Here is a 20,274-nt window from a genome sequence, read left to right as displayed (position 1 = left end):
TAAACAATCCGCCACGCGAAAACGTGGCGGGATGTCGACCTCGTGGCGGGATGGCCGAATGCGGCACGGGCGACGCGGGATAGGGTCGGGCGCATGACCGGCAGCCCGGCCCGGGTCGAGGGCACGCTCACCTCGTGGGACGACGACCGCGGCTTCGGGTTCCTCACCCCGGCCTCGGGGCGCGGCCGCGCGTTCGTCCACATCACGGCGTTCAGCCGCGGCACGGCCCGGCCCCGGGTCGGTGACGCCTACTCGTACGAGGTCGACCGCCACGGCGACCGGGGGCCGGCCGCCGTGCGGGTGTCCGCCGTCGGATCGACCTGGACGGCGCCCCGGGGACGAGCCCCGCGCCCGACACGGGCCGGCCGGGTCGCCCTGGTCGTCGGGCTGCTGCTCGTCGTGGCCGTCGCGGTCGTGGTGGGCGTCGTCCCCTCCACCGGGCCGTCCGCCCGGATCGACGGGGCACTCCCCTGGCTCGTCGCCACGGCCGTCGCCCTCGGCCTGGTGACGGCGGCGGTCTACGCGGTCGACAAGTCCGCCGCCCGTCGAGGACGTCGCCGCGTGCCCGAACGCGTCCTGCTGCTGCTCGGCCTGCTCGGGGGCTGGCCCGGGGCCCTCGCCGCGCAACAACTGCTGCGGCACAAGACGAGCAAGCGGTCGTTCCAGCTCGCCTTCTGGGGCACGGTCGCCGTGAACGTGGCGGTCGTCACCGCGGCCTCCGCGCTCGTCGGCTAGCGTCCGAGCCTCAGACCAGCTGCTTCTCGCGGGCGAAGTGGCACGCCGCCGTGTGGTCGGCACCGTCGCGTCCGTGCGGCAGCATCGCGGGGACCTCGTCCTCGCAGCGCGACCGCTGGGCCTCGGGCAGCATCGCGTAGAGCGGGCAGCGGCTGCGGAACCGGCAGCCGGTCTGCTTGACGGTCGGCGTGGGCGGGTCGCCCGGCAGCACGATGTGCTCGCGTGCCCGCTCCTTGACGGGGTCGGGCACCGGCACGGCCGACAGCAGTGCCTGCGTGTACGGGTGCAGCGGGTGCTCGAACACCTCGTCGACCGGTCCCGTCTCGACGGTGCGGCCGAGGTACATCACCGTGACGCGGTCGGCCACGTGACGGATGACCGAGAGGTCGTGCGACACGAAGAGGTACGACAGGTCGAGCTTCGCCTTGAGCTCGGCCAGCAGGTTCAGCACGCCGGCCTGGATCGACACGTCCAGCGCCGACACCGGCTCGTCGAGCACGATGAGCTTCGGATCGGCGGCGAGCGCCCGCGCGATCGAGATGCGCTGCCGCTGGCCACCCGAGAACTCGTGGGGGTAGCGCGTCGCGGCGGCGGGCTCGAGCCCGACGAGGCGCATCAGCTCGGGCACCCGACGCGACACCTCGTCGCGGGGCCGACCGATCGCGAGCAACGGCTCGGCGATGATGTCGCTGACCGGCTGCCTCGGGTCGAGGCTGGCCATCGGGTCCTGGAAGACCATGGACACGGCACCGCGCAGCCTCTTCACCGTCGACCCGTCGAGCTTTCGGTCGAGGGCCGTGCCGAGCAGCTCGATGGTGCCGGCCTCGGGCACCCGGAGGTCCATGATCTCGTGCAGCGTCGTGCTCTTGCCCGAGCCGGACTCGCCGACCAGGCCGAGGGTCTCGCCCTCGCGCACGTCGAGGTCGACCCCGTCGACCGCCCAGACGCTGCCCACGCGACGTTTGAAGACCGACCCCTTGGTGAGCGGGAACGTCTTGACGAGCCCGTCGACGTGCAGCACCCGGTCCCGCGACGCCCGCGGCACCGCAGCCAGGCCGGAGGTCGGCACGGGCGGCAGGTCGTAGACGTCCTCGGGGTCGGTGCCCTCGCCCACGAGCTGGTCGGCGTGCAGGCAGGCCGCGCGGTGACCCGCCTCGACCGCCGGGGCCTGCTCGAGCGCGGGCTCGTCGACTCGGCACTCGGCCGTCACCAGCGGGCACCGCGCCGCGAACGGGCAGCCCGGGGCCAGCGAGAGCAACGACGGCGGCGTCCCCGGGATCGGCACGAGCGGCTGGTCCGACCGCTGGTCGAGCCGCGGCAGCGCGCCGATGAGACCCACGGTGTAGGGCATGCGCGGGTGGGCGAAGAGGTCGTCGGCCGTCGCCGTCTCGACGACGCGGCCGGCGTACATCACGGCGATGCGGTCGGCGAACCCGGCGATGACGCCGAGGTCGTGGCTGACGAACAGCAGCGCGGCCCCGGTCTCGCGCTGCGCCGTGCGCAGCACCGAGATGACCTGGGCCTGGATCGTCACGTCGAGGGCCGTGGTCGGCTCGTCGGCGAGGATGACGTCGGGGTCGTTCGCGATCGCCATGGCGATCATCGCGCGCTGCCGCATGCCGCCCGAGAACTCGTGCGGGAACGAGTCGACGCGTCGCTCCGGCTCGGGGATGCCCACGAGCCCCAGCAGCTCGATCGCCCGCTCACGAGCCTGCTTCTTCGTGCCGCCGCGGTGGATCAGGACGGTCTCGGCGATCTGCTGACCGACCGTGTACACCGGGGTGAAGGCCGAGAGCGGGTCCTGGAAGACCATGGCGATGCGCTTGCCGCGGATCGCCGACATCGCCTTGTCGCCGCGGCCGAGCAGTTCTTCGCCGTCGAGCGTGATCGAGCCGGTGACCTTGGCGGTGGCCGGCAACAGCCCGAGCACGGCGAGGCTCGTGACCGACTTGCCCGAGCCGGACTCGCCGACGATGCCGAGCACCTCGCCGCGGCGCAGCGTCAGGTCGACGCCGCGCACGGCGCGCACGTCGCCGTCCGGGGTCGGGAAGGTCACGGTGAGGTCGTGCACCTCGAGCACCGGAGCCGAGGAGGCGCGGGTGCGGTCGACCGGTTCGGTGAGCGTCATGCGCGCTCCCCCTTCTCGTCGTTCGTGCGGGTCGGCGCCGGCGAGCCGACGTCGGCCCCGGGGGCGGGGCTCGCGGCCTCGGAGACGCCGCCGGTGCGTCCGAGCGGCACCGCGCCTCCTCGGCTCTCGGCCGTCCGCCCGCGGGTGCGGCGGCGGCGGCCCGTTCGGCCGGCCGTCGAGGTCGGGTCGAGTGCGTCGCGCAGCCCGTCGCCGAGCAGGTTGCTCGCCAGGGCGAACACGATGAGCGCACCGGCCGCGAAGAAGAACAGCCACGGCTTGGTGGTCGCCGCGCTCTGGTTCTGGGCGATCAGCGTGCCGAGCGAGACGTCGGGCGGCTGGACGCCGAAGCCGAAGTACGACAGCCCGGACTCGGTGAGCACCGCGGCCCCGATGGCGATGGTGGCGTCGATCACGAGGAAGGACGCGACGTTCGGCAGGATGTGCCGCACGATGATGGTGAAGTGGCCGATGCCCATGTACCGGGCGGCGCGGATGAACTCGCGCTCCTTGATGCTGAGGGTGAGCGAGCGCACCACGCGGGCCGTGATCATCCAGCCGAACAGGGCGAGCAGGGCCACCAGGATCAACCAGCCGTACTGCTTGAGGCGCGGCGACAGGATCGCGATGATCAGGAACGACGGCAGCACGAGCAGCAGGTCGACGAAGACCATCACGGCCCGGTCGATCCAGCCGCCGAAGTAGCCGGCCATCGCGCCGAGCATGCCCGCGATCACCGTCGAGAACAGGGCGACCAGCAGGCCGATCAGCAGCGACTTCTGCAGGCCGCGCGCGGTCTGCGCGAAGACGTCCTGGCCGATGTTGTTCGTGCCGAACCAGTGCGCCCCGGTCGGCGGCGACGACAGGGCCGTGTAGTCGATGTAGTTGTAGGCGTACGGCGAGACGAGCGGGCCGACGAAGGCGAAGACGAAGAGCAGCACGATCGTCACGAGCCCGACGGTGGCCCCGCGGTTGGCGAACAGGCGACGGAAGGTCAGCGCGAAGCGGTTCGTCGACGTGGCGGCGACCTCTTCTCGCGACTCGGGCACGACGGCGTCGGACGGCCCCTCGAGCAGGTCGGGTGTGAACCGGGTCATGGCGCGGCCCTACTTCTGCGCTCGGACGCGCGGGTCGAGCACCGCGTTGAGCACGTCCGACACGAAGCCGGCGAGCAGCACGACGACGGCGCTGTAGAGGGTGTAGGTGACGACGACGTTGATGTCGTTGGCCTGGACGGCGTCGATGAACCAGGCGCCGAGGCCGTTCCAGGCGAAGATCTTCTCGGTGAAGGTCGCACCGGTCAGCACCCCGAGGAACGCGAAGGCGAACAGCGTCGTCATCGGGATGAGCGCGGTGCGCAGCCCGTGCTTGAAGATCGCCGGCCGACGTCGCAGGCCCTTGGCCCGGGCGGTGCGGATGTAGTCGGCCTGCAGCACGTCGAGCATCGTCGCCCGTTGGTACCGGCTGTAGACGGCGATCAGGCCGACGCCGATCGAGATGGTGGGCAGCAGCAGGTGGGCGATGCGGTCCCAGGCGATCGTGCCGAGCCCGCCGGTCAGGTTGGGCGTCGCCTCGCCCGTGAAGGTGATCAGCTGGTACCCCAGGACGTCGTTGAGCTTCGTCGCCCCGATCTTGAGCAGCACCGCCGTGAGGAACACCGGCGTCGAGATCAGGACGAACGACAGCACCGACGACACGCGGTCCGAGAACGCGTACTGCCGGATGGCGTTCCAGGTGCCGACCACGACGGCCAGCACGATGCCGAGGATCGATCCCACCAGCAGGAGGCGCAGGCTGACGCCCAGCCTCGGCCCGAACTCCTGCGCCACCGGCTTGTCCTGGATGGTCTGCCCGAGGTCGCCCGTGAGGGCGCCGCCGACCCAGTGCACGTAGCGCTCGCCGAGAGGGTCCTTGTCGTTGACCCCGATCGAGCTGAGCTTCGCGTCGACGATCTCGGTGGACGGACGCGGGTTGCGGTCGGCGTAGACGGAGCGCGGGTTGAGGGTCGCCGAGGCGAGGAAGTAGGTGAGCGACGTCGCGATGAAGACCAGGGCGACGTAGTACACCAGCCGGCGGGCGAGGAATCGAGCCATGGCAGATCACACTAGACGTACCCCGCGGCCCGACCAGCTGGCCAGGTTTCGAGCGTGTAACAAATTCACATGAAAGTTTGCGTGGATTCAAGGCGTCCGTACATTTGGGCACACGCGGTCAGCTCTCGGGAGGTGTCGCGACGCGTGCCCGCACGAGTCGACGACGATGCAGCATCCCGTCTGATCAGCACTTTTCACCACCCTTCAGTTCGGAGTGCCATGAAGATCACGAAGAAGCTCGGCCTCGCGGCCGGCCTCGTCAGCATCGCTCTCGTCGTCACGGCGTGCAGCGGTGGCGGCGGCAACGACGGCGACGGAGCCGCGAAGAACGGCCAGTTGTCCCCCGACGGCGACATCAACGCCACGGCGGCGGCCGATGTCGAGCAGGGCGGGACGCTGACCCTGCCGCTCAGCCAGCTGCCCTCGCAGTGGAACTACGGCCAGCTCGACGGCGCCCTGGCCGACGCCTCGCTGATCGAGAGCGCCGTGCTGCCCCAGCCGTTCCGCATCGACGAGAAGGGCGTCGCGCAGATCGACGAGAACCTCGTCACGAGTGCCGAGGCCACCAGCGAGGACCCGCTGGTCGTGACCTACGACATCAACCCCGACGCGGTGTGGAACGACGGCACCCCGATCACGGTCGCCGACTTCCAGGCCTGGAAGACCGCACTCGACGGCTCGAACCCCGAGTACCTCGTCGGCAGCACCCTCGGCCCCGACCGCATGGCCTCCGTCGAGGCGGGCTCGAGCGACAAACAGGTCGTCGTGACCTACGCCGAGCCGTTCTCGGACTGGAAGAGCATGTTCGCGCCGCTCTACCCGGCGAGCCTCTACAACGACCCGAACGCCTTCAACACGGCCTACGTCGACACCCTGCCCGTCTCGGGCGGCCCCTACGAGGTCGAGAAGATCGACACGACCGCCCAGACGGTCACGATCGTGCCCAACGAGACCTGGTGGGGCGACGCGCCGAAGCTGGACTCGGTGGTCTTCCGCGCCCTCGACAGCGACGCCGACGTCGACGCCTACCTGAACGGTGAGATCGACTTCGTCACGGGCAACTCGTCGGAGCGCTACGACCGCCTGAAGGACGCGAAGGACACCGACATCCGGGCGGCACCGTCGGCTCGCTACACGCACGTCGACTTCAGCACGAAGGGCGTGCTCGCCGACGAGAAGATCCGTCAGGCGATCCAGCACGCGGTCGACCGCGAGGCGCTCGGCAAGGTCATCACGGGCACCCTGCCCTACGAGCTGACCACGCTGAACAACCACCTGTTCCTCAGCACCGACGGCGCCTACCAGGACAACGCGAAGGAGACCGGGAACTACGACGTCGACGAGGCGAAGAAGATCCTGGCCGACGACGGGTGGGAGCTGAACGGCGACGTGCTCGAGAAGGACGGGAAGCAGCTCGAGATCGCCGTGACGATCCCGTCCGGCACGCCCATCTCGCAGCAGCTGTCCGAGGTCATGCAGAGCCAGCTCGCCGCGGTCGGCATCAAGCTGACGATCAACGCCGTCAGCGTCGACTCGTTCTTCGAGGACAACGTCACCCCGGGCAACTACGACATGACGATCTTCGTCTGGGCCGGCACCGGCTACCAGGCGTCCGGCGTCAGCATCTACAACTCGGACGAGCAGGGCCAGAACTACGGTCGCGTCTCGAGCCCCGAGATCGACGACCTGCTCAGCCAGGCAGTGGCCGAGGGCGACCCCGAGAAGGCTGCCGACCTGTACAACCAGGCCGACGAGAAGATCTGGGAGATCGGGCACTCGATGCCGATCATCCAGGCGCCGTACATCTCGTTCCAGAGCCCCGAGCTCGCGAACTTCGGCGCCCGCGCCGGTGCCAGCGACGTGGACTGGACGGTCGTCGGCTTCACGAAGTAGACGCCTCCCCCGGGCCCGTCCGGCCCCCGCTCAGCGCGGGGCCGGGCGGGCCTTCCGCGTCCCCGCCCGCCGTCGCTGCGCCTCCACGAGGCCGGCGGCCACCGAGTAGCCCGCGTAGCCGAGCAGAGCGATCGCCAGCAGCGGCACGATCCACGACCGGGCGTCGCCGTTCACGACCTGGTTGACGAAGCCGAGCCACGGCACCGAGTACCACAGCGTCCCGCGGACCTGTTCGGGCAGCACGAGCGCCTCGTCGGGCTCGGAGTTGTTGTCGCCCTGGGTGACGAACGCCGTGCCGCCGTCCGACGACGACACGATCTCGGTCACCCGGTGACTGATCACCTCGGGGCGGCCGCTCTCGATCTGGTAGGTCACGACGTCACCGATCCGGATCTCGTCGGTCGGGGTCGGCTTCACCACGATCAGCGTGCCCGGGGGCAGCCGCGGCTCCATCGAACTGGTCAACACGGTCAGGGGCGTCGCCCCCGCGACCTTCGGCACGACGACCAACACGGTCGCGAGGCCGAGCACGAGCACGAACAGCCCCGCACTGAGGCCGAGGCCGAGAGCGTGCAGCAGCCCCTTCTCGCGCACGGCGGCGCGGCGACCGCTCACGGCGGCTCGGCGGCCGCTCACGGCTGCTCCCCCGAGGGGTCGACCTCGTCCGGGCGACGGCGTCCGACCGCCACGAACGCGCCCGACAACACCGCGATCGCCGCGATCAGCAGCGGCAGCCAACTGCCCCGCAAGGGCTCCGGCACGAAGTCGTCGAGCACGTCAAGGGAGTGGACGGGCAGCTCGGTGTCCGCGCCCGACCCGTCGGCGGCCCCGCCCGAGGCGCCGTCGCCGACGGAGGCCGCCGTCCCGCCGGCCGCACCGGCCGAGGAGGCGCGGGTCGCCACCGCCTCGATCGTCGCGCTCGAGGCACGGTCGCCTCCCGCGCCTCCTGTGCTCGTCTCGGCGGGGTCCGCCGCGCCGGCGGTCCCGGCCGACGCGCAGCCCGCCGGCACGGCCGACCCGGCCAGCCCCGTGAGCGTGACGAGCACGGCGAAGTCCAGGGTCTGGTCACCGGTGCCCGCGGCGGCGGAGGCGTCGAGGTCGACCGAGACGGTGACCGGGGCCTCCTGCCCGGCGGCGAGGCGGACCGGCGCGAGCACGGGGGTGCACCCGTCGCCGGACAGGGTGACGGGCGGCAGGTCGCCGACGTCGAGGTCGGAGTGCGAGCGGACCGTGACCGCCTCGGCGAACGCGGGCGACGAGGTCGTGACGTCGACGAGGCGGGCGCTGAGCACGGCGGGCTCGCTCGAGAGGTTCTTGACGAAGAAGGTGCCCGTCGTGCCTGCCCCGGGGACGAGCCGCAGCCCGTCGCCGAAGAGAGCGGAGTCGAGGCGACCCTGCCAGTGCCGGCCGTCGTCGCTCACCATGAGGCGGGGCGCGGTCGAGGCCGTGGCGGGAGCCGCGGCCGAGACGACGCCGGGGCCCAGGACGACCGCCGCGACGGCGACGACGACCGCGACCGCCCGACCGCCGGTCACCCGCACTGGATGTTCCTCGTGCCGTACTGGTCGTAGACCACCGTGACCGTGCCGACGGCCATGAGGTCGGTCGGCTGCCCGTCGACCATCACGCGGATGTCGACGTGGATCGGGCCGTCGCCGAAGGGGTCCCTGGGCAGGTTGTCGCGGGTGAACGCGAAGTGCGGGTAGTCGCCGGTCCGCTCGTCGTTCGAGATCCGGGTGCCGCCGACGTAGGTCGCGTACCGGGTCGCGGTCGCCCGGGTCGACGGGTCGAAGTCGAGCCAGGCGTAGGCCTCGCCGTCGGTGCGGCAGACCGCCGTCTGCGGGGGGACGATCGTGTTGTTCTGGACGATCCGGCGGTCCTGCGGCGTGGCGGCCCACGACCCGGAGGCGAGCGACACCGTGAGGACCGGGTTCACGCGCCCGGTGGGAGAGGACGTCGCGATCGAGGTGCGGAGGCACCAGGTCGCGGCGGCCTTGCTCGCCAACGTCCCGGTGAGGTTCGGCACGGCGGACCAGGTGCCGCTGACGCTGCCCGGGCCGACGGCGGTCGTCGACGTGCACGCGGACGCGGCGGTCACCGGCCACGCGACGACGGCGATCGACGCGGCGAGGGCGGCGGAGCTGCCCGAGCTCAGGCTGCCGCTCGTCGAGTAGGACGCCGCGACCGTCCCCGAGTTCGTGAACGTCCAGGGCGCCGTGAGCGACCTGGTCGATCCGGCGTAGTCGGCCTGCAGGGCGTCGAGGGTGCCGGCCGTGAGGCCGACGGCGCCGGTCCTGACCTGTTCGGTGACGGTGGCGGACGCCGTCCAGAGGGCGGACGCCGCGCCTCCCGAGGCCAGGGCCACACCGACGATCACGCCCACGACGACGGCGGCCAACGTCGATCGCGTGGTCGTCCGGGGCCGGCGCCCGCTCACGGGGCCACCTGCGTCCCGGTCAGGACGAGCCCGATCGACGAGGTCTGGTTCTGCAGGGTCGCCGGGACGTCCGAGTCGAGCGTGACGACGACGCAGCCGGTGACGGTGACTCCGGCCGGCAACGTGAAGTACCCGCTCCCCGTGTCGAACGCGGCGGGCCGGGCGGAGTAGCCGCCGACGCCGACGACGCAGTCCGCGGCCCTCGCCACGGCGGCGAGCCTGACGGTCAGCTCGCCGGGCAGGGCGGACGCGGACGCCGTGGTGGTCCCGGCCGACGCCCGCATGGCCAGGTCGACCGACCCCGTGTTGGTCGCGGTGAACGTCCCCGCGGTCGCGCCGCCGGGGCCGAGCGCGGACGTGTCGAGGGCCTTGACGGCGCCGACCGAGAGGCCCGCCGTCCCCGACCCGACCGTGACGGCCGTCGGCTCGACGGAGGAGTTCCACAGCGCGTAGGTCCCCCCGGTCGCCACGAGGGCGACGGTGACCGCGCCGGCCACGACGGCGGTCGCCGCCCACAGCGAGCGGAGCGGACGGCGGGACGAGGAGGCGCGCTCGACCGAGCGGTGACGCGCGCGTCCGCGGGACGGTCCGGTCAACGTCTCACCCCCTGGTGGTCGATCGTGCGATGCGGCGGCCCGTGGGTCCCTGGGCGGGACGGACGGACGGAAGGGGGCGACCGGACCGCGTCGGGTGCGGCCCGTTCGCCGGTGGGTGACGGGGTGCGGTGGCCGTCGGGCCGCCGACACCCGCTACGCGATGGCGCGCTGCTTCAGCGTGAAGGTCAGCTTGCTCAGGTCGAGCGTGCCGCCCTGGCTGGCGGCGTCGGACACCGTCGAGGGCAGCTCGACGACGAAGGTCACGACGGCCGAGGTGCTGCCCGCGGAGACGGGAGCCACGACGTAGCTGCCGGCCGTGCTGCCCGCGGTCACGCCCGAGGGCAGGGTCGTGCCGCCGGCGGCCGTCGAGAGGGCCACCGTGTTGGTCACGTACGGCTTGAGGCTGCCCGTGACCGAGGCCGCGTCGTAGGTCAGGTCGGCGCGCAGGTCGGCGCCCGAGGCGGCGATGGTGATCGGCTGCGTGAACTGCAGCTTGGTGCCCGGGACGATCTTGTAGGCGGCGACCTGGGCGGCTGTGAGGGCGGTGCTGCGACCGTTCGTCACGTCGGTCCAACTGCCCGCCGACGACTGGGTGAGCGAGAGCGTGCCCGAGGCGACGCTGGCGGCGTTGACCTCGGTGCTGGCGTTCCAGAGGGCGAAGGTCCCGGCGCCGCCGAGGAGGAGGGCGATGCCGGCGGCACCGGAGACGGCACCCGTGACGAGCTTGTTCATGTCGGTCCTGTTCCGCGCGCCGAGGCGCGCTCGAGCACCGCCGTGCGCCGTCGGTCGGGTCGACTTCGGGGTGGCGCACGGCGCTGCAGGGGCTGTCGGCTCCGGGTCGGGCGGCCGATCGGTGTCGTCGGGCGCCGGGCTCTCGAGGAGTTCGGGTTCTTCGGGCGGGCAGGCCGCGACGACAGGATCGACATTACGCGGTCCCCCAAAGTGCCGACAGGGGATTCATGCCGATGCATGCACCCAGTTGGGGGGACAAAACGGACCGGAGTGTCTGTCGGCGACAGGGCGGACACGTTTTTGTACCCCGAAACGCCTCTTCCGCACCCCGATCCGCGACCGTCGGCCCTGCGGGGCCCCGGGCCGGGACCGGGCGGGCCAGACCGGGTACGGTCGACAACGTGGCGACAGCATACGAACCCAGAGTCGGGCGGATCCCCATCACGGGCCTCACCCCGACGACCCCCGACCGAGTGTTCCCGACGAAGGCCTTCTCCGGCGAGGTGGTCACCTTCGGGGCGACCGTCTTCCGCGAGGGTCACGACCTGATCGGGGCCGACCTCGTCACGATCGACCCCGAGGGCGCCGAGACCCGACACCGCATGGTCGCCGGCATCCCCGGCACCGACCGGTGGACGGCCCAGGTGCAGCTCGAGGTCGAGGGCGACTGGACCTGGCAGGTCGAGGCCTACACCGACGACTGGGCCACGTGGCTGCACGCGGCCGAGATCAAGGTCCCGGCCGGTCTCGACGTCGAGGTCACGTTCGCCCTCGGCAGTCGACTGCTGACCGAGGCCGTCGAGAACCACCCCGACACGACCCTGATCCGCGACGCGGCCAAGGCCCTCGCGAACCCCGCCCTCTCCCCCGCCTCGCGGCTCCGCGTCGCCACCGATCCGCGCCTCGCCGCGGTCCTCCTGGTCACGCCGCTCGCGAGCCTCGTCACGCGCAGCGCCCCCGAGGCGCTCCGCGTCGAACGCAGCCGCGCCGGCCTCGGCAGCTGGTACGAGTTCTTCCCCCGCAGCGAGGGCGCCCGCAAGCAGGCCGACGGCACCTGGAAGAGCGGCACGTTCCGCACCGCGGCCCGCCGCCTGCCCTCGATCGCTCGCATGGGCTTCGACGTCGTGTACATCCCGCCCGTGCACCCGATCGGGACGACCTTCCGCAAGGGCCCGAACAACACGCTGACCGCGGGGCCGAACGATCCCGGGTCGCCCTACGCGATCGGTTCGCCCGACGGCGGGCACGACGCGGTGCACCCCGACCTCGGCACGGTCGCCGACTTCCGCTGGTTCGTCGACGCGGCGAAGAACGCCGGTCTCGAGCTCGCGCTCGACCTGGCCCTGCAGTGCTCGCCCGACCACCCCTGGGTCACCGAGCACCCCGAGTGGTTCACGACCCTGCCCGACGGGACGATCGCCTACGCCGAGAACCCGCCCAAGAAGTACCAGGACATCTACCCCCTGAACTTCGACAACGACTACGAGGGCGTCAGCCGCGAGGTGCTGCGCATCGTCCGTCACTGGATCGAACTCGGCGTCACGATCTTCCGGGTCGACAACCCGCACACGAAGCCCGTGCGCTTCTGGGAGTGGCTGCTGCACGAGATCCGACAGACGAACCCCGAGGTGGTCTTCCTCTCCGAGGCGTTCACGAAGCCGGCCATGATGCAGGCGTTGGCGCAGGTGGGGTTCCACCAGTCGTACACGTACTTCACCTGGCGCAACGAGAAGTGGGAGCTCGAGGAGTACCTCGACGAGCTGTCGAAGGAGACGAGCGCCTGGCTGCGCCCGAACTTCTTCGTCAACACGCACGACATCCTGACCCCCTACCTGCAGTTCGGCGGTCCCGCGGCCTACAAGATCCGTGCCGCTATCGCCGCGACGGCTTCGCCGACCTGGGGCGTCTACTCGGGCTACGAGCTCTTCGAGGACGTCGCCCGCCCGGGCAGCGAAGAGAACATCGACAACGAGAAGTACGAGTACAAGCCCCGTGACTGGGCCGCCGCCGAAGAGGCGGGGGCCTCGCTGGCGCCGTACCTGACGCAGCTCAACCGCATCCGCGCCTCCCACCCGGCCCTGCGCCAGCTGCGCAACCTCGAGATCCACTCGAGCGACGACGAGTCGATCCTCGTGTTCTCGAAGTACCTGTCCCGTGCGCACACCCGCAGCGGACGCGCCGACGGCATCATCGTCGTCGCCAACGTCGACCCGCACTCGGCGCGCGAGACGACCGTCCACCTCGACGTCACGAAGTTCGGCCTGCAGCCCGGTGGCACCTACACCGTCCGCGACCTGATCACCGGTCAGTCGTGGACCTGGGGCGACGACAACTACGTCCGACTGGACGCCTTCGTCGAACCGGTGCACGTCCTCTCCGTCGACCTCAACCGAGCCCCGTAGGAGCGACCCGATGACCACCACTCCCCCGACCGAGCCCGACACCTCCTTCGCCCTGGGCGACGACGAGGTCTTCTCGGCCGCCAACGGCACCCACGGCCACCCGCACGCCGTCCTGGGTGCCCACCCCCGCGGCGGTCGCACCGCCGTCCGCGTCGTCCGACCGCTGGCCGACACCGTCACCGTGACCGGCGCCTCCGGGTCGTCCTTCGCCCTCGAGCACGTGGCCCACGGCCTCTGGCAGGGCGTCACGAACGAGCCCGTGGGCGCCTACACCGTCCAGGCGACCTACGAAGGAGGCGCGGCGTGGGTCTCGGACGACCCCTACCGCTTCACCCCCACCGTCACCGAGTTCGACCTGTACCTCTTCGGAGAGGGGCGCCACGAGCAGCTCTGGAAGATGCTCGGCAGCCACGTCCGCGAGCACGAGGGCGTGACCGGCACCTCCTTCGCCGTCTGGGCGCCGCACGCCCGCGCCGTCCGCGTCAAGGGGGACCTCAACGGCTGGGACGGCGAGCGGCACGCGATGCGCCGCCTCGACGGCAACGGCGTCTGGGAGCTCTTCGTGCCCGGCGTCACGGACGGGATCTACAAGTACGAGGTGCTCACGCCCGACGACGTCTGGGTCGAGCGCGCCGACCCCATGGCGCGCACCTCCGAGGTGCCGCCGCTCACCGGGTCCGTCGTCACGAAGGCCGCCCACGCCTGGGCCGACGACGCCTGGATGACCGCCCGGGCCGAGAACGACGTCCACTCCGGACCGATGAGCGTGTACGAGCTGCACGTCGGCTCCTGGCGGCCGGGCCTGAACTACCGCGAACTCGCCGACCAGCTCATCGAGTACGTCGGCGAGCTCGGGTTCACCCACGTCGAGTTCATGCCGCTCGCCGAGCACCCCTTCGGCGGCTCCTGGGGCTACCAGGTCACCGGTTACTACGCCGTGACCAGCCGCTTCGGCAGCCCGGACGACCTGCGTTACCTGATCGACCGCCTGCACCAGGCCGGGATCGGCGTCATCATGGACTGGGTGCCCGGGCACTTTCCGAAGGACGAGTGGGCCCTCGCGAAGTTCGACGGTCGCGCCGTCTACGAGCACTCCGACCCCCGCCGCGGCGAGCAGCCCGACTGGGGCACGCTGGTCTTCAACTTCGGCGACTCGCAGGTGCGCAACTTCCTCGTCTCGAACGCGCTCTACTGGCTCGAGGAGTTCCACATCGACGGGCTGCGCGTCGACGCCGTCGCCTCGATGCTCTACCTCGACTACAGCCGCAACGAGGGCGAGTGGCTGCCGAACGAGTTCGGCGGGCGCGAGAACCTCGAGGCGATCAGCTTCTTGCAAGAGGCGAACGCGACGGCGTACAAGCGCCACCCCGGCATCGTCATGATCGCCGAAGAGAGCACGAGCTGGCCCGGCGTCACCCGCCCGACCAGCGAGGGCGGCCTCGGCTTCGGCCTCAAGTGGAACATGGGCTGGATGCACGACACCCTCGGCTACGTCGCCGAGGACCCGCTCTACCGCTCGCACCACCACGGCGAGATCACGTTCTCGTTCGTCTACGCGTTCAGCGAGAACTTCATGCTGCCGATCAGCCACGACGAAGTCGTGCACGGCAAGGGGTCCCTGCTCAACAAGATGCCCGGCGACGAGTGGCAGAAGCTCGCCAACGTGCGGGCCTACCTCGCCTACATGTGGGGCCACCCCGGTAAACAGCTGCTCTTCATGGGCAGCGAGTTCGGTCAGCCCGGCGAGTGGAGCGAAGAACGAGGGCTCGACTGGTGGATCCTCGACCAGCCCGCCCACCAGGGGCTCCACGGCCTGGTGGCCCGCCTCAACGAGGTCTACCGCGACGAGCCCGCTCTGTGGGCGCACGACTTCGACACCGACGGCTTCGAGTGGATCGACGGCGGTGCCGCGCAGCACAGCGTCGTGGCCTTCATGCGCAAGTCCGGCTCGGGCGAGTCGATCGCCGTCCTGGCGAACTTCTCGGGTGAACCGGTGCACATGCGCTTCGGTCTGCCCGAGGCCGGTCGCTGGGACGAGATCCTCAACACCGACGCCGAGGTCTACGGCGGTTCGGGCGTGGGCAACTTCGGCGGAGTCACCGCCACCGACGAGCCCTGGGCCGGTCGACCCGCGGCCGCCGACGTCCAGCTGCCGCCGCTCGGGGTCGTCTGGCTGAAGCTGCGCCGCTGATCCGACGCCGGCACACGACGGAACCCCCGCGCCCCTTCCGGGTCGCGGGGGTTCCGTCGTCCGTGCAGGAGGCGCGGCTCAGTACAGCAGCATCGCCAGACGACGACGGGCGGTCGCCACCCGGGGGTCGTCCACCCCGACGATCTCGAAGTACTCGAGCAGGCGGGCCCGGGCGGCGTCACGGCCGTGGGGGTCGAGCGACGGGAACACGGTCAGCACGCGGTCGAAGGCGTCGTCGATGTGCCCCCCGCTGAGGTCGAGGTCGGCCACGGCGAGCTGGGCGTCGAGGTCGGTGGGCGCAGCCGCGGCCGCCGCACGGACGTCGGCCAGCGACGCGCCCTGCAGTCGCTCGAGCAGCGAGACCTGGGCGAGGCCCGCCACGGCGAGCTGGTCACGAGGGTCCTGCGCGATGGCGGTCTTGTAGGCCGTGATGGCCGCGGCGTAGTCGCCCCGGTCGATCGCGTCGTAGGCGTCCTGGTGGTGCGGGGGCAGCGGTTCCGGCTCGGGCTCGACCTCGTCGGCCTCGCCCACCGGGGCGCCGTCGACGACCGCCGTGCCGGTGACGCCGTTCTGCGCGGCCAGCTCGAGCACCTGCTCGAAGACGTCGCGGACCTGGGCCTCGGGCAGGGCCCCGACGAAGAGCTGGACGGGACGACCGCCGATCACGGCGGCGACCGCCGGGATCGACTGCGCCTGGAAGGCCTGCGTCAGCTGGGGGTTGGCGTCGACGTCGACCTTGACGAGCAGCAGGCGGCCGGCGTACTCGGCGACCAGCTTGTCGAGGACGGGCGACAGCTGCTTACACGGGCCGCACCACTCCGCCCACAGGTCGACGATCACGGGGACGGTGTTGCTGATCTCGAGGACCTGCGTGAAGGTGGCGTCGGTGGCGTCGAGCACGAGGCCCGGCACCGCGATCTGACCGGCGGACGGGGCCGGGACGCCACCCGCGCCTCCCGCGGGCGCGCCGTCGACGGGCGCCCCCGCGGACGGACCCGCCGGGGCGGGGGCCGGCGGACGGTTGACGAGCGACGAGAGGTCGACGGCGCCGCGGAGACCGGCGGGGACGGGAGGGAGGTTGGTCATGGCAGCTCCTTGGCAGAGGTGAGGGCCTGGCTGAAACCGAGCAGGACGATGGGGTCGTCGCTGCCGACGGGCGGGACGGAGAACAAGAGCTCGACGCCGTAGGTCGCCTCGATGCCCTTCGACGACTCGTCGAGCCCCAGCAGGGTCTTGACGGTGCCCTCGGGATTGACCTTGGCACCCGTGGCCGTCGGCTTGACGGTCTCGATCTCGTTCAGCGCGACCGAGACGATGGCACCGGCGTCGTTCGTGGCGAAGGCGACGGGGGTCTCGTCGTCGGCCTGGGACGTGTAGTCGATGGACGCCGTGGTGGGCAGGGCCGCACGCTTCGCGTCCTTGTAGGCCTTGCCGATCTTCTCGCGCAGCGTGTCGCCCTCGGTCTGGAACTGGGCGGCGTACTGGCTCTCGTCGCCGTTGCGCAGGATGTCGCCGTAGGCCTCGGCCAGCTGGTCGGGCTGCAGCGTGAGCAGCTTGACGTCGGGCGAGAGCCGGGCGGCGCCGATCGAGGCGGGGGCGACGGTCAACGGGGTCTGCGTCTGCAGGCTGACCGCGTACTCGACCTTGTACGGGTCGCGGGCGCTCTCTTGCTCGAGGGTGAGGGCGACGGGCGCCACGCTCGCGTCGGCGTCCTGCACGACGACGAACGCCGAGCGCGGCCACGAGTCGGCCTGCTGCGGCAGCGTCAGCGTGACGGTGCCGGTGGGGATCGCCAGGGGCGCGGCGGCGGCGGCGTCCTTGGAACGGATCGTGTAGTTCGCCTGACGCTGCTCGAGGGCCGGACCCGTGAAACGGGTGGCGGCGAGGTCGGCGTTCAGCGAGGCGTCGGCCTCGGTCGCCGTGGCCGAGATGCGTTCGACGATGCGCTTGGCCTGGGCAACGCTGATCACCGGGGGCTGCAGCGCGTTGCCCTGGTCGCCGGAGTCCGTGCCGTCGGTCGAGGTGGGCGTCGGGGTCGGGGTGGACGAGTCGGAACCCGCCGCCGGCGCCTGCTGCGGCCAGTAGTCGGCGGTGCACGCCGACAGGGCGAGCGAGGAGACCAGCACGATCGGCGCCACGGCGACGAACCGACGGATGCCGCGGGCACGACCACGGCCGGGCGCCAGGGTCTCGGTGCCGGCGGCGTCGAGCGCCTTGACCGCCTTGCGACCGGCCCGACGCGACAGGCGGGGTCGTTTCCCGTCACCCGAGCGCCGACGGGGGCCGCGCGTCCGGCGGTGGTGCAGGATCGCCCAGACGTACAGGCCGATGCCGATCAGCAGGACCACGAGCCCACCGACGATCAGCGGCCCGGCCAGGGGCGTCGCGGTCGAGAGCGGCCAGGTGATGCGGACGTCGGACGGGGCGGGCTGAGTGCCGTCCGAGACGATGACGAGGGAGACGTCGTCGGGCGCGTCGAGCGAGAAGGTGAGGTCGTTGCCCGCGAACTGGTCGAACCAGAGGTCGGAGTCGGTCGGGTCGGGCACCTCGGTGGTGTCGCCCGCGATCGTGCGGCTGACGAGCCGACCGGACGCCTCGTCGTACTCGACCTCGTTGTAGCTGGCGTCGCCGACCCACCCGAGGACGTCCGACGTGCGGCCGTAGGCGGCGAAGGCGGTGTCGCCGCCCGACACCGAGACCGTCTGACGCCCGTCGCGGCCGTGCAGCGCCGAGGCCGGGACGACCGTGACGGTCGCGTCGGAGTCGGCGGTGTCGACCTGGGACGACACGCTCGGCGGCGGTGCGAAGACGGTGCGCTGGGCGAAGCCCAACGCCACCATCACCGCCGCCAGGACGACGACGACGACTGCGACGATGAAACGCACGTTTCTCTCCCTCCGAGCCACCATCCCGGTCGGGGCGCCAGGAACCGTCGTGGTCGACGACGGGCCTCGCACGAGCCTGGCCAGGGGGCCGGGCGCGGCAGCAGAATTTAAGACGGCTCAGCGTATCCGACGAGGCTGAGAGGCACCTAACCCGTGGATCGGGGTCCGTCGAGGGCCTCCCACTAGCATCGTGTCGCGGGCCGCGCTCCCCTGGTCCGAACCCTGCATCGAAGGAGACACCGTGGCTGCTGACGAAGCCGATTTCGGCATCGAACTCCGGGGCTACCGCAAGGACGAGGTCGACCGGGTGCTCGGCGACCTGCGGCGGGAGCTCATCAAGGCCAACGCCGACCGGGCCGACCGGGCGAGCGAGGTCGCGTTCCTCCAGCAGCGGGTGGACGAGATCCGTGCCGAGCTCGAAGAGGCCGGCACCCCCACGTACTCCGGTCTCGGCAGCAAGCTCGAGCAGACCCTGCGTCTGGCCGAACAGCAGTCCACCCTGGTGATCAGCCAGGCCGACATCGACGCCGAGGCCCTGCGCTCGTCCTCGACGGCCGAGGCGAAGCGCCTGCTGGACGACGCGAGCGAACGGGCCACGTCCGTGCTCGACGACGCCCGGGGCCGCGCCGCGGCGCAGGTCGCCGAGTCCACCGCCGACGCCGACCGTCTGGTCGCACGCGCCAAGGCCGAAGCACGCGACCTGCTGCAAGAGGCCCAGCGCGACGCCATCTCGATCCGCGGCTCGGCCGCCACCGAGGCGGCCCAGAACGTCTCGACGGCTCGACGCGAAGCAGCCGCGCTGCGTGCCGAGGTCGAGCACGAGGTCGCCGAGCAGCGGGCCGCCGTCGCCCGCGACCTCGCCGAGGCCCGCGACGAGGCCGACACCCTCGCCGCCGACACGCGCGAGGCCCGAGCCGTCTTCGAGAGCGACTCCGGGCGGCAGCGCGCCGACCTCGAGCGCGAGGGCGTCACCGTCCGCGCCGAGCTGGCCCGCCTCGACGAGACCACCCGCGCCGACCTCGACGCCGAGGTCGGTGCCCGCCGCGCCGAACTCGACCGCGAGATCACGGCCGCCCGCGCCGAGCTGGCCGACGACGTCGCGGCCCAGCGCGCCGAACTCGAACGCGACGTCGCCGCGGCCCGTGCCGAGCTCGCCCACGAGGTCGCCGAGACCCGCGCGCTCCTCGCCCGCGACGTCGACGCCACCCGTGCCGACCTCACCGACGAGGTCGAATCCACCCGGGTCGAGCTCGAGCGCGAGATCGCGACCGGTCGTGACCGCCTCGCGGCCGAGATCGCACAGGCCCGTGCCGAACTCGAGAAAGAGGTCGGCGACGCCCGCACCGAGCTCGACCGCGAGACCCGGCGCCGCCGCGACGAACTCGACCTCGCCGAGACCACGTCACGCGAACGCATCGCGCGCATCACCGTCGAGACCGACGAGCGCCTCACCCGCGAGAGCGAGGCGCAGGCCGACCGTCTCGCCCGCGAGGACGCCGACCGGCGGGCCGAACTCGCGACCGAGATCGAGCAGGCACGCGCCGAACTCGCCGCCGAGGCCGCCGAGGCCCGCGCCGCCCTGGCGGACGAGACCGAGGCCCAGCGCGCCCGCCTGGCCGCCGACGACGTCCGGGTCCGAGCCGGGCTCGAGGCCGACCGCGAACGGGCCGTCGCCGACCTGCGCCGCGACGTCGACCAGGGGCGCGCCGACCTCGAGGTCGAACTGCTGGCCCGTCGCGACGAGGCGGAGGTCGAGCTCACGCAGCGACACCAGCACGCCGTCGCCGAGACCCAGGAGCTGCTCGACGCGGCGGCCGAGCAGCTCGCCGAGGCCACCCGTCGCGCCACCGAGGTCCGGCGCGAGGCCGACGACCTCGAACGCACCGCGCTCGAGTACGCCCGCACCACCCGGACGGACGCCGACGAGACGGCCCACGACGTGCTCACCAACGCCGACGAACGCTCGCGGTCGATCCTGGCCGACGCCCAGCAGCGGGCCGACGACCTCATCGGTGACGCCGAAGAACGCCTGGCCGAGATCACGGCCGAACGCGACGCCGTCGCGGAGTACTTCGAGAACCTGCGTGGCATGATCGGACAAGTCGGCGGCGGTACGTCAGAGTAGGGCGACAGGCCGTGTCGGGCAGTCGGTGCCGCCGTGACCTCGACCGGCCCGTGCCGTCGA

15 protein-coding genes are annotated in these 20,274 nt (G+C 71.8%); 5 read left to right on the top strand and 10 right to left on the bottom strand.

Annotation, left to right across the window (positions count from 1 at the left end; translation table 11 throughout):
• Window positions 1-93: 93 nt before the first annotated feature.
• Window positions 94-735 carry a DUF1294 domain-containing protein gene (locus IFT79_RS06220; RefSeq protein WP_192123284.1) on the top strand — a complete coding sequence of 214 codons (642 nt, stop codon included), beginning with the start codon at window positions 94-96 and terminating at the stop codon, window positions 733-735.
• A 10-nt stretch (window positions 736-745) separates the two neighbouring features.
• Here the strand turns inward: IFT79_RS06220 and IFT79_RS06215 are convergent, their stop codons facing one another.
• From IFT79_RS06215 to IFT79_RS06205, 3 genes are read right to left on the bottom strand one after another with little or no spacing between them, the layout of a single operon-like run.
• Window positions 746-2,863: an ABC transporter ATP-binding protein gene (locus IFT79_RS06215; RefSeq protein ID WP_192123283.1), complete on the bottom strand. Its 2,118-nt coding sequence runs from the start codon at window positions 2,861-2,863 to the stop codon at window positions 746-748.
• Window positions 2,860-3,957 (bottom strand): ABC transporter permease, encoded by a 1,098-nt coding sequence (locus IFT79_RS06210; protein ID WP_192123282.1) that lies wholly within the window; start codon window positions 3,955-3,957, stop codon window positions 2,860-2,862. The genes IFT79_RS06215 and IFT79_RS06210 overlap by 4 nt, the downstream gene beginning before the upstream one ends.
• 9 nt (window positions 3,958-3,966) lie before the next feature.
• The gene (locus IFT79_RS06205; protein WP_056046129.1) at window positions 3,967-4,953 is read right to left on the bottom strand and encodes an ABC transporter permease; all 987 of its coding nucleotides are present in this window, start codon (window positions 4,951-4,953) and stop codon (window positions 3,967-3,969) included.
• Between the two features lie 219 nt (window positions 4,954-5,172).
• On the opposite strand from IFT79_RS06205, the gene IFT79_RS06200 reads away from it, so the two are divergent.
• A complete protein-coding gene (locus IFT79_RS06200) occupies window positions 5,173-6,846 on the top strand; it encodes an ABC transporter family substrate-binding protein (protein ID WP_159826322.1) in 1,674 nt (557 codons plus the stop codon).
• Between the two features lie 30 nt (window positions 6,847-6,876).
• Here the strand turns inward: IFT79_RS06200 and IFT79_RS06195 are convergent, their stop codons facing one another.
• The 5 genes from IFT79_RS06195 to IFT79_RS06175 form a co-directional block, all read right to left on the bottom strand.
• Complete coding sequence (locus tag IFT79_RS06195) at window positions 6,877-7,482, bottom strand: signal peptidase I (RefSeq protein ID WP_342211783.1); 606 nt, start codon at window positions 7,480-7,482, stop codon at window positions 6,877-6,879.
• Window positions 7,479-8,387, bottom strand: a complete 909-nt coding sequence (locus tag IFT79_RS06190) for a hypothetical protein (RefSeq protein WP_192123281.1) — start codon at window positions 8,385-8,387, stop codon at window positions 7,479-7,481. Before IFT79_RS06190 ends, IFT79_RS06195 begins: the two co-directional genes overlap by 4 nt.
• A complete protein-coding gene (locus IFT79_RS06185; RefSeq protein ID WP_192123280.1) occupies window positions 8,378-9,283 on the bottom strand; it encodes a hypothetical protein in 906 nt (301 codons plus the stop codon). Before IFT79_RS06185 ends, IFT79_RS06190 begins: the two co-directional genes overlap by 10 nt.
• Window positions 9,280-9,879: a TasA family protein gene (locus IFT79_RS06180; RefSeq protein ID WP_192123279.1), complete on the bottom strand. Its 600-nt coding sequence runs from the start codon at window positions 9,877-9,879 to the stop codon at window positions 9,280-9,282. Before IFT79_RS06180 ends, IFT79_RS06185 begins: the two co-directional genes overlap by 4 nt.
• 153 nt (window positions 9,880-10,032) lie before the next feature.
• The gene (locus IFT79_RS06175; RefSeq protein WP_192123278.1) at window positions 10,033-10,611 is read right to left on the bottom strand and encodes an alternate-type signal peptide domain-containing protein; all 579 of its coding nucleotides are present in this window, start codon (window positions 10,609-10,611) and stop codon (window positions 10,033-10,035) included.
• A 401-nt stretch (window positions 10,612-11,012) separates the two neighbouring features.
• Here IFT79_RS06175 and IFT79_RS06170 point away from each other — a divergent pair, with 401 nt between their 5' ends.
• Both IFT79_RS06170 and glgB read left to right on the top strand, forming a co-directional pair.
• Complete coding sequence (locus IFT79_RS06170; protein ID WP_307785116.1) at window positions 11,013-13,013, top strand: alpha-1,4-glucan--maltose-1-phosphate maltosyltransferase; 2,001 nt, start codon at window positions 11,013-11,015, stop codon at window positions 13,011-13,013.
• Between the two features lie 10 nt (window positions 13,014-13,023).
• Window positions 13,024-15,204, top strand: coding sequence for a 1,4-alpha-glucan branching protein GlgB (gene glgB / locus IFT79_RS06165; protein WP_192123274.1), 2,181 nt, complete (start codon window positions 13,024-13,026; stop codon window positions 15,202-15,204).
• A 78-nt stretch (window positions 15,205-15,282) separates the two neighbouring features.
• Here the strand turns inward: glgB and IFT79_RS06160 are convergent, their stop codons facing one another.
• Window positions 15,283-16,290, bottom strand: a complete 1,008-nt coding sequence (locus tag IFT79_RS06160) for a tetratricopeptide repeat protein (protein WP_159826306.1) — start codon at window positions 16,288-16,290, stop codon at window positions 15,283-15,285.
• Window positions 16,287-18,089 (bottom strand): hypothetical protein, encoded by a 1,803-nt coding sequence (locus IFT79_RS06155; protein WP_159826304.1) that lies wholly within the window; start codon window positions 18,087-18,089, stop codon window positions 16,287-16,289. Before IFT79_RS06155 ends, IFT79_RS06160 begins: the two co-directional genes overlap by 4 nt.
• 241 nt (window positions 18,090-18,330) lie before the next feature.
• Between IFT79_RS06155 and IFT79_RS06150 the strand changes: the two genes are divergently transcribed.
• Window positions 18,331-20,214 (top strand): hypothetical protein, encoded by a 1,884-nt coding sequence (locus IFT79_RS06150; RefSeq protein ID WP_192123272.1) that lies wholly within the window; start codon window positions 18,331-18,333, stop codon window positions 20,212-20,214.
• The last annotated feature ends 60 nt before the right edge of the window (window positions 20,215-20,274 follow it).

The sequence above is a fragment of the Frigoribacterium sp. CFBP 8759 genome (genome assembly GCF_014841655.1).
Lineage (GTDB): Bacteria > Actinomycetota > Actinomycetes > Actinomycetales > Microbacteriaceae > Frigoribacterium.
The sequence above is the reverse complement of the archived record's forward strand: the minus strand, read 5'-3'. Positions and strand labels throughout refer to the sequence as shown.

Bases quoted from the DNA above. Each gene is read 5' to 3' on its own strand.
- IFT79_RS06205 (WP_056046129.1), bottom strand. From the start codon at position 4,953: ATGGCTCGATTCCTCGCCCGCCGGCTGGTGTACTACGTCGCCCTGGTC.
- IFT79_RS06175 (WP_192123278.1), bottom strand. From the start codon at position 10,611: ATGAACAAGCTCGTCACGGGTGCCGTCTCCGGTGCCGCCGGCATCGCC.
- IFT79_RS06215 (WP_192123283.1), bottom strand. From the start codon at position 2,863: ATGACGCTCACCGAACCGGTCGACCGCACCCGCGCCTCCTCGGCTCCG.
- IFT79_RS06200 (WP_159826322.1), top strand. From the start codon at position 5,173: ATGAAGATCACGAAGAAGCTCGGCCTCGCGGCCGGCCTCGTCAGCATC.
- glgB (WP_192123274.1), top strand. From the start codon at position 13,024: ATGACCACCACTCCCCCGACCGAGCCCGACACCTCCTTCGCCCTGGGC.
- IFT79_RS06220 (WP_192123284.1), top strand. From the start codon at position 94: ATGACCGGCAGCCCGGCCCGGGTCGAGGGCACGCTCACCTCGTGGGAC.
- IFT79_RS06160 (WP_159826306.1), bottom strand. From the start codon at position 16,290: ATGACCAACCTCCCTCCCGTCCCCGCCGGTCTCCGCGGCGCCGTCGAC.
- IFT79_RS06210 (WP_192123282.1), bottom strand. From the start codon at position 3,957: ATGACCCGGTTCACACCCGACCTGCTCGAGGGGCCGTCCGACGCCGTC.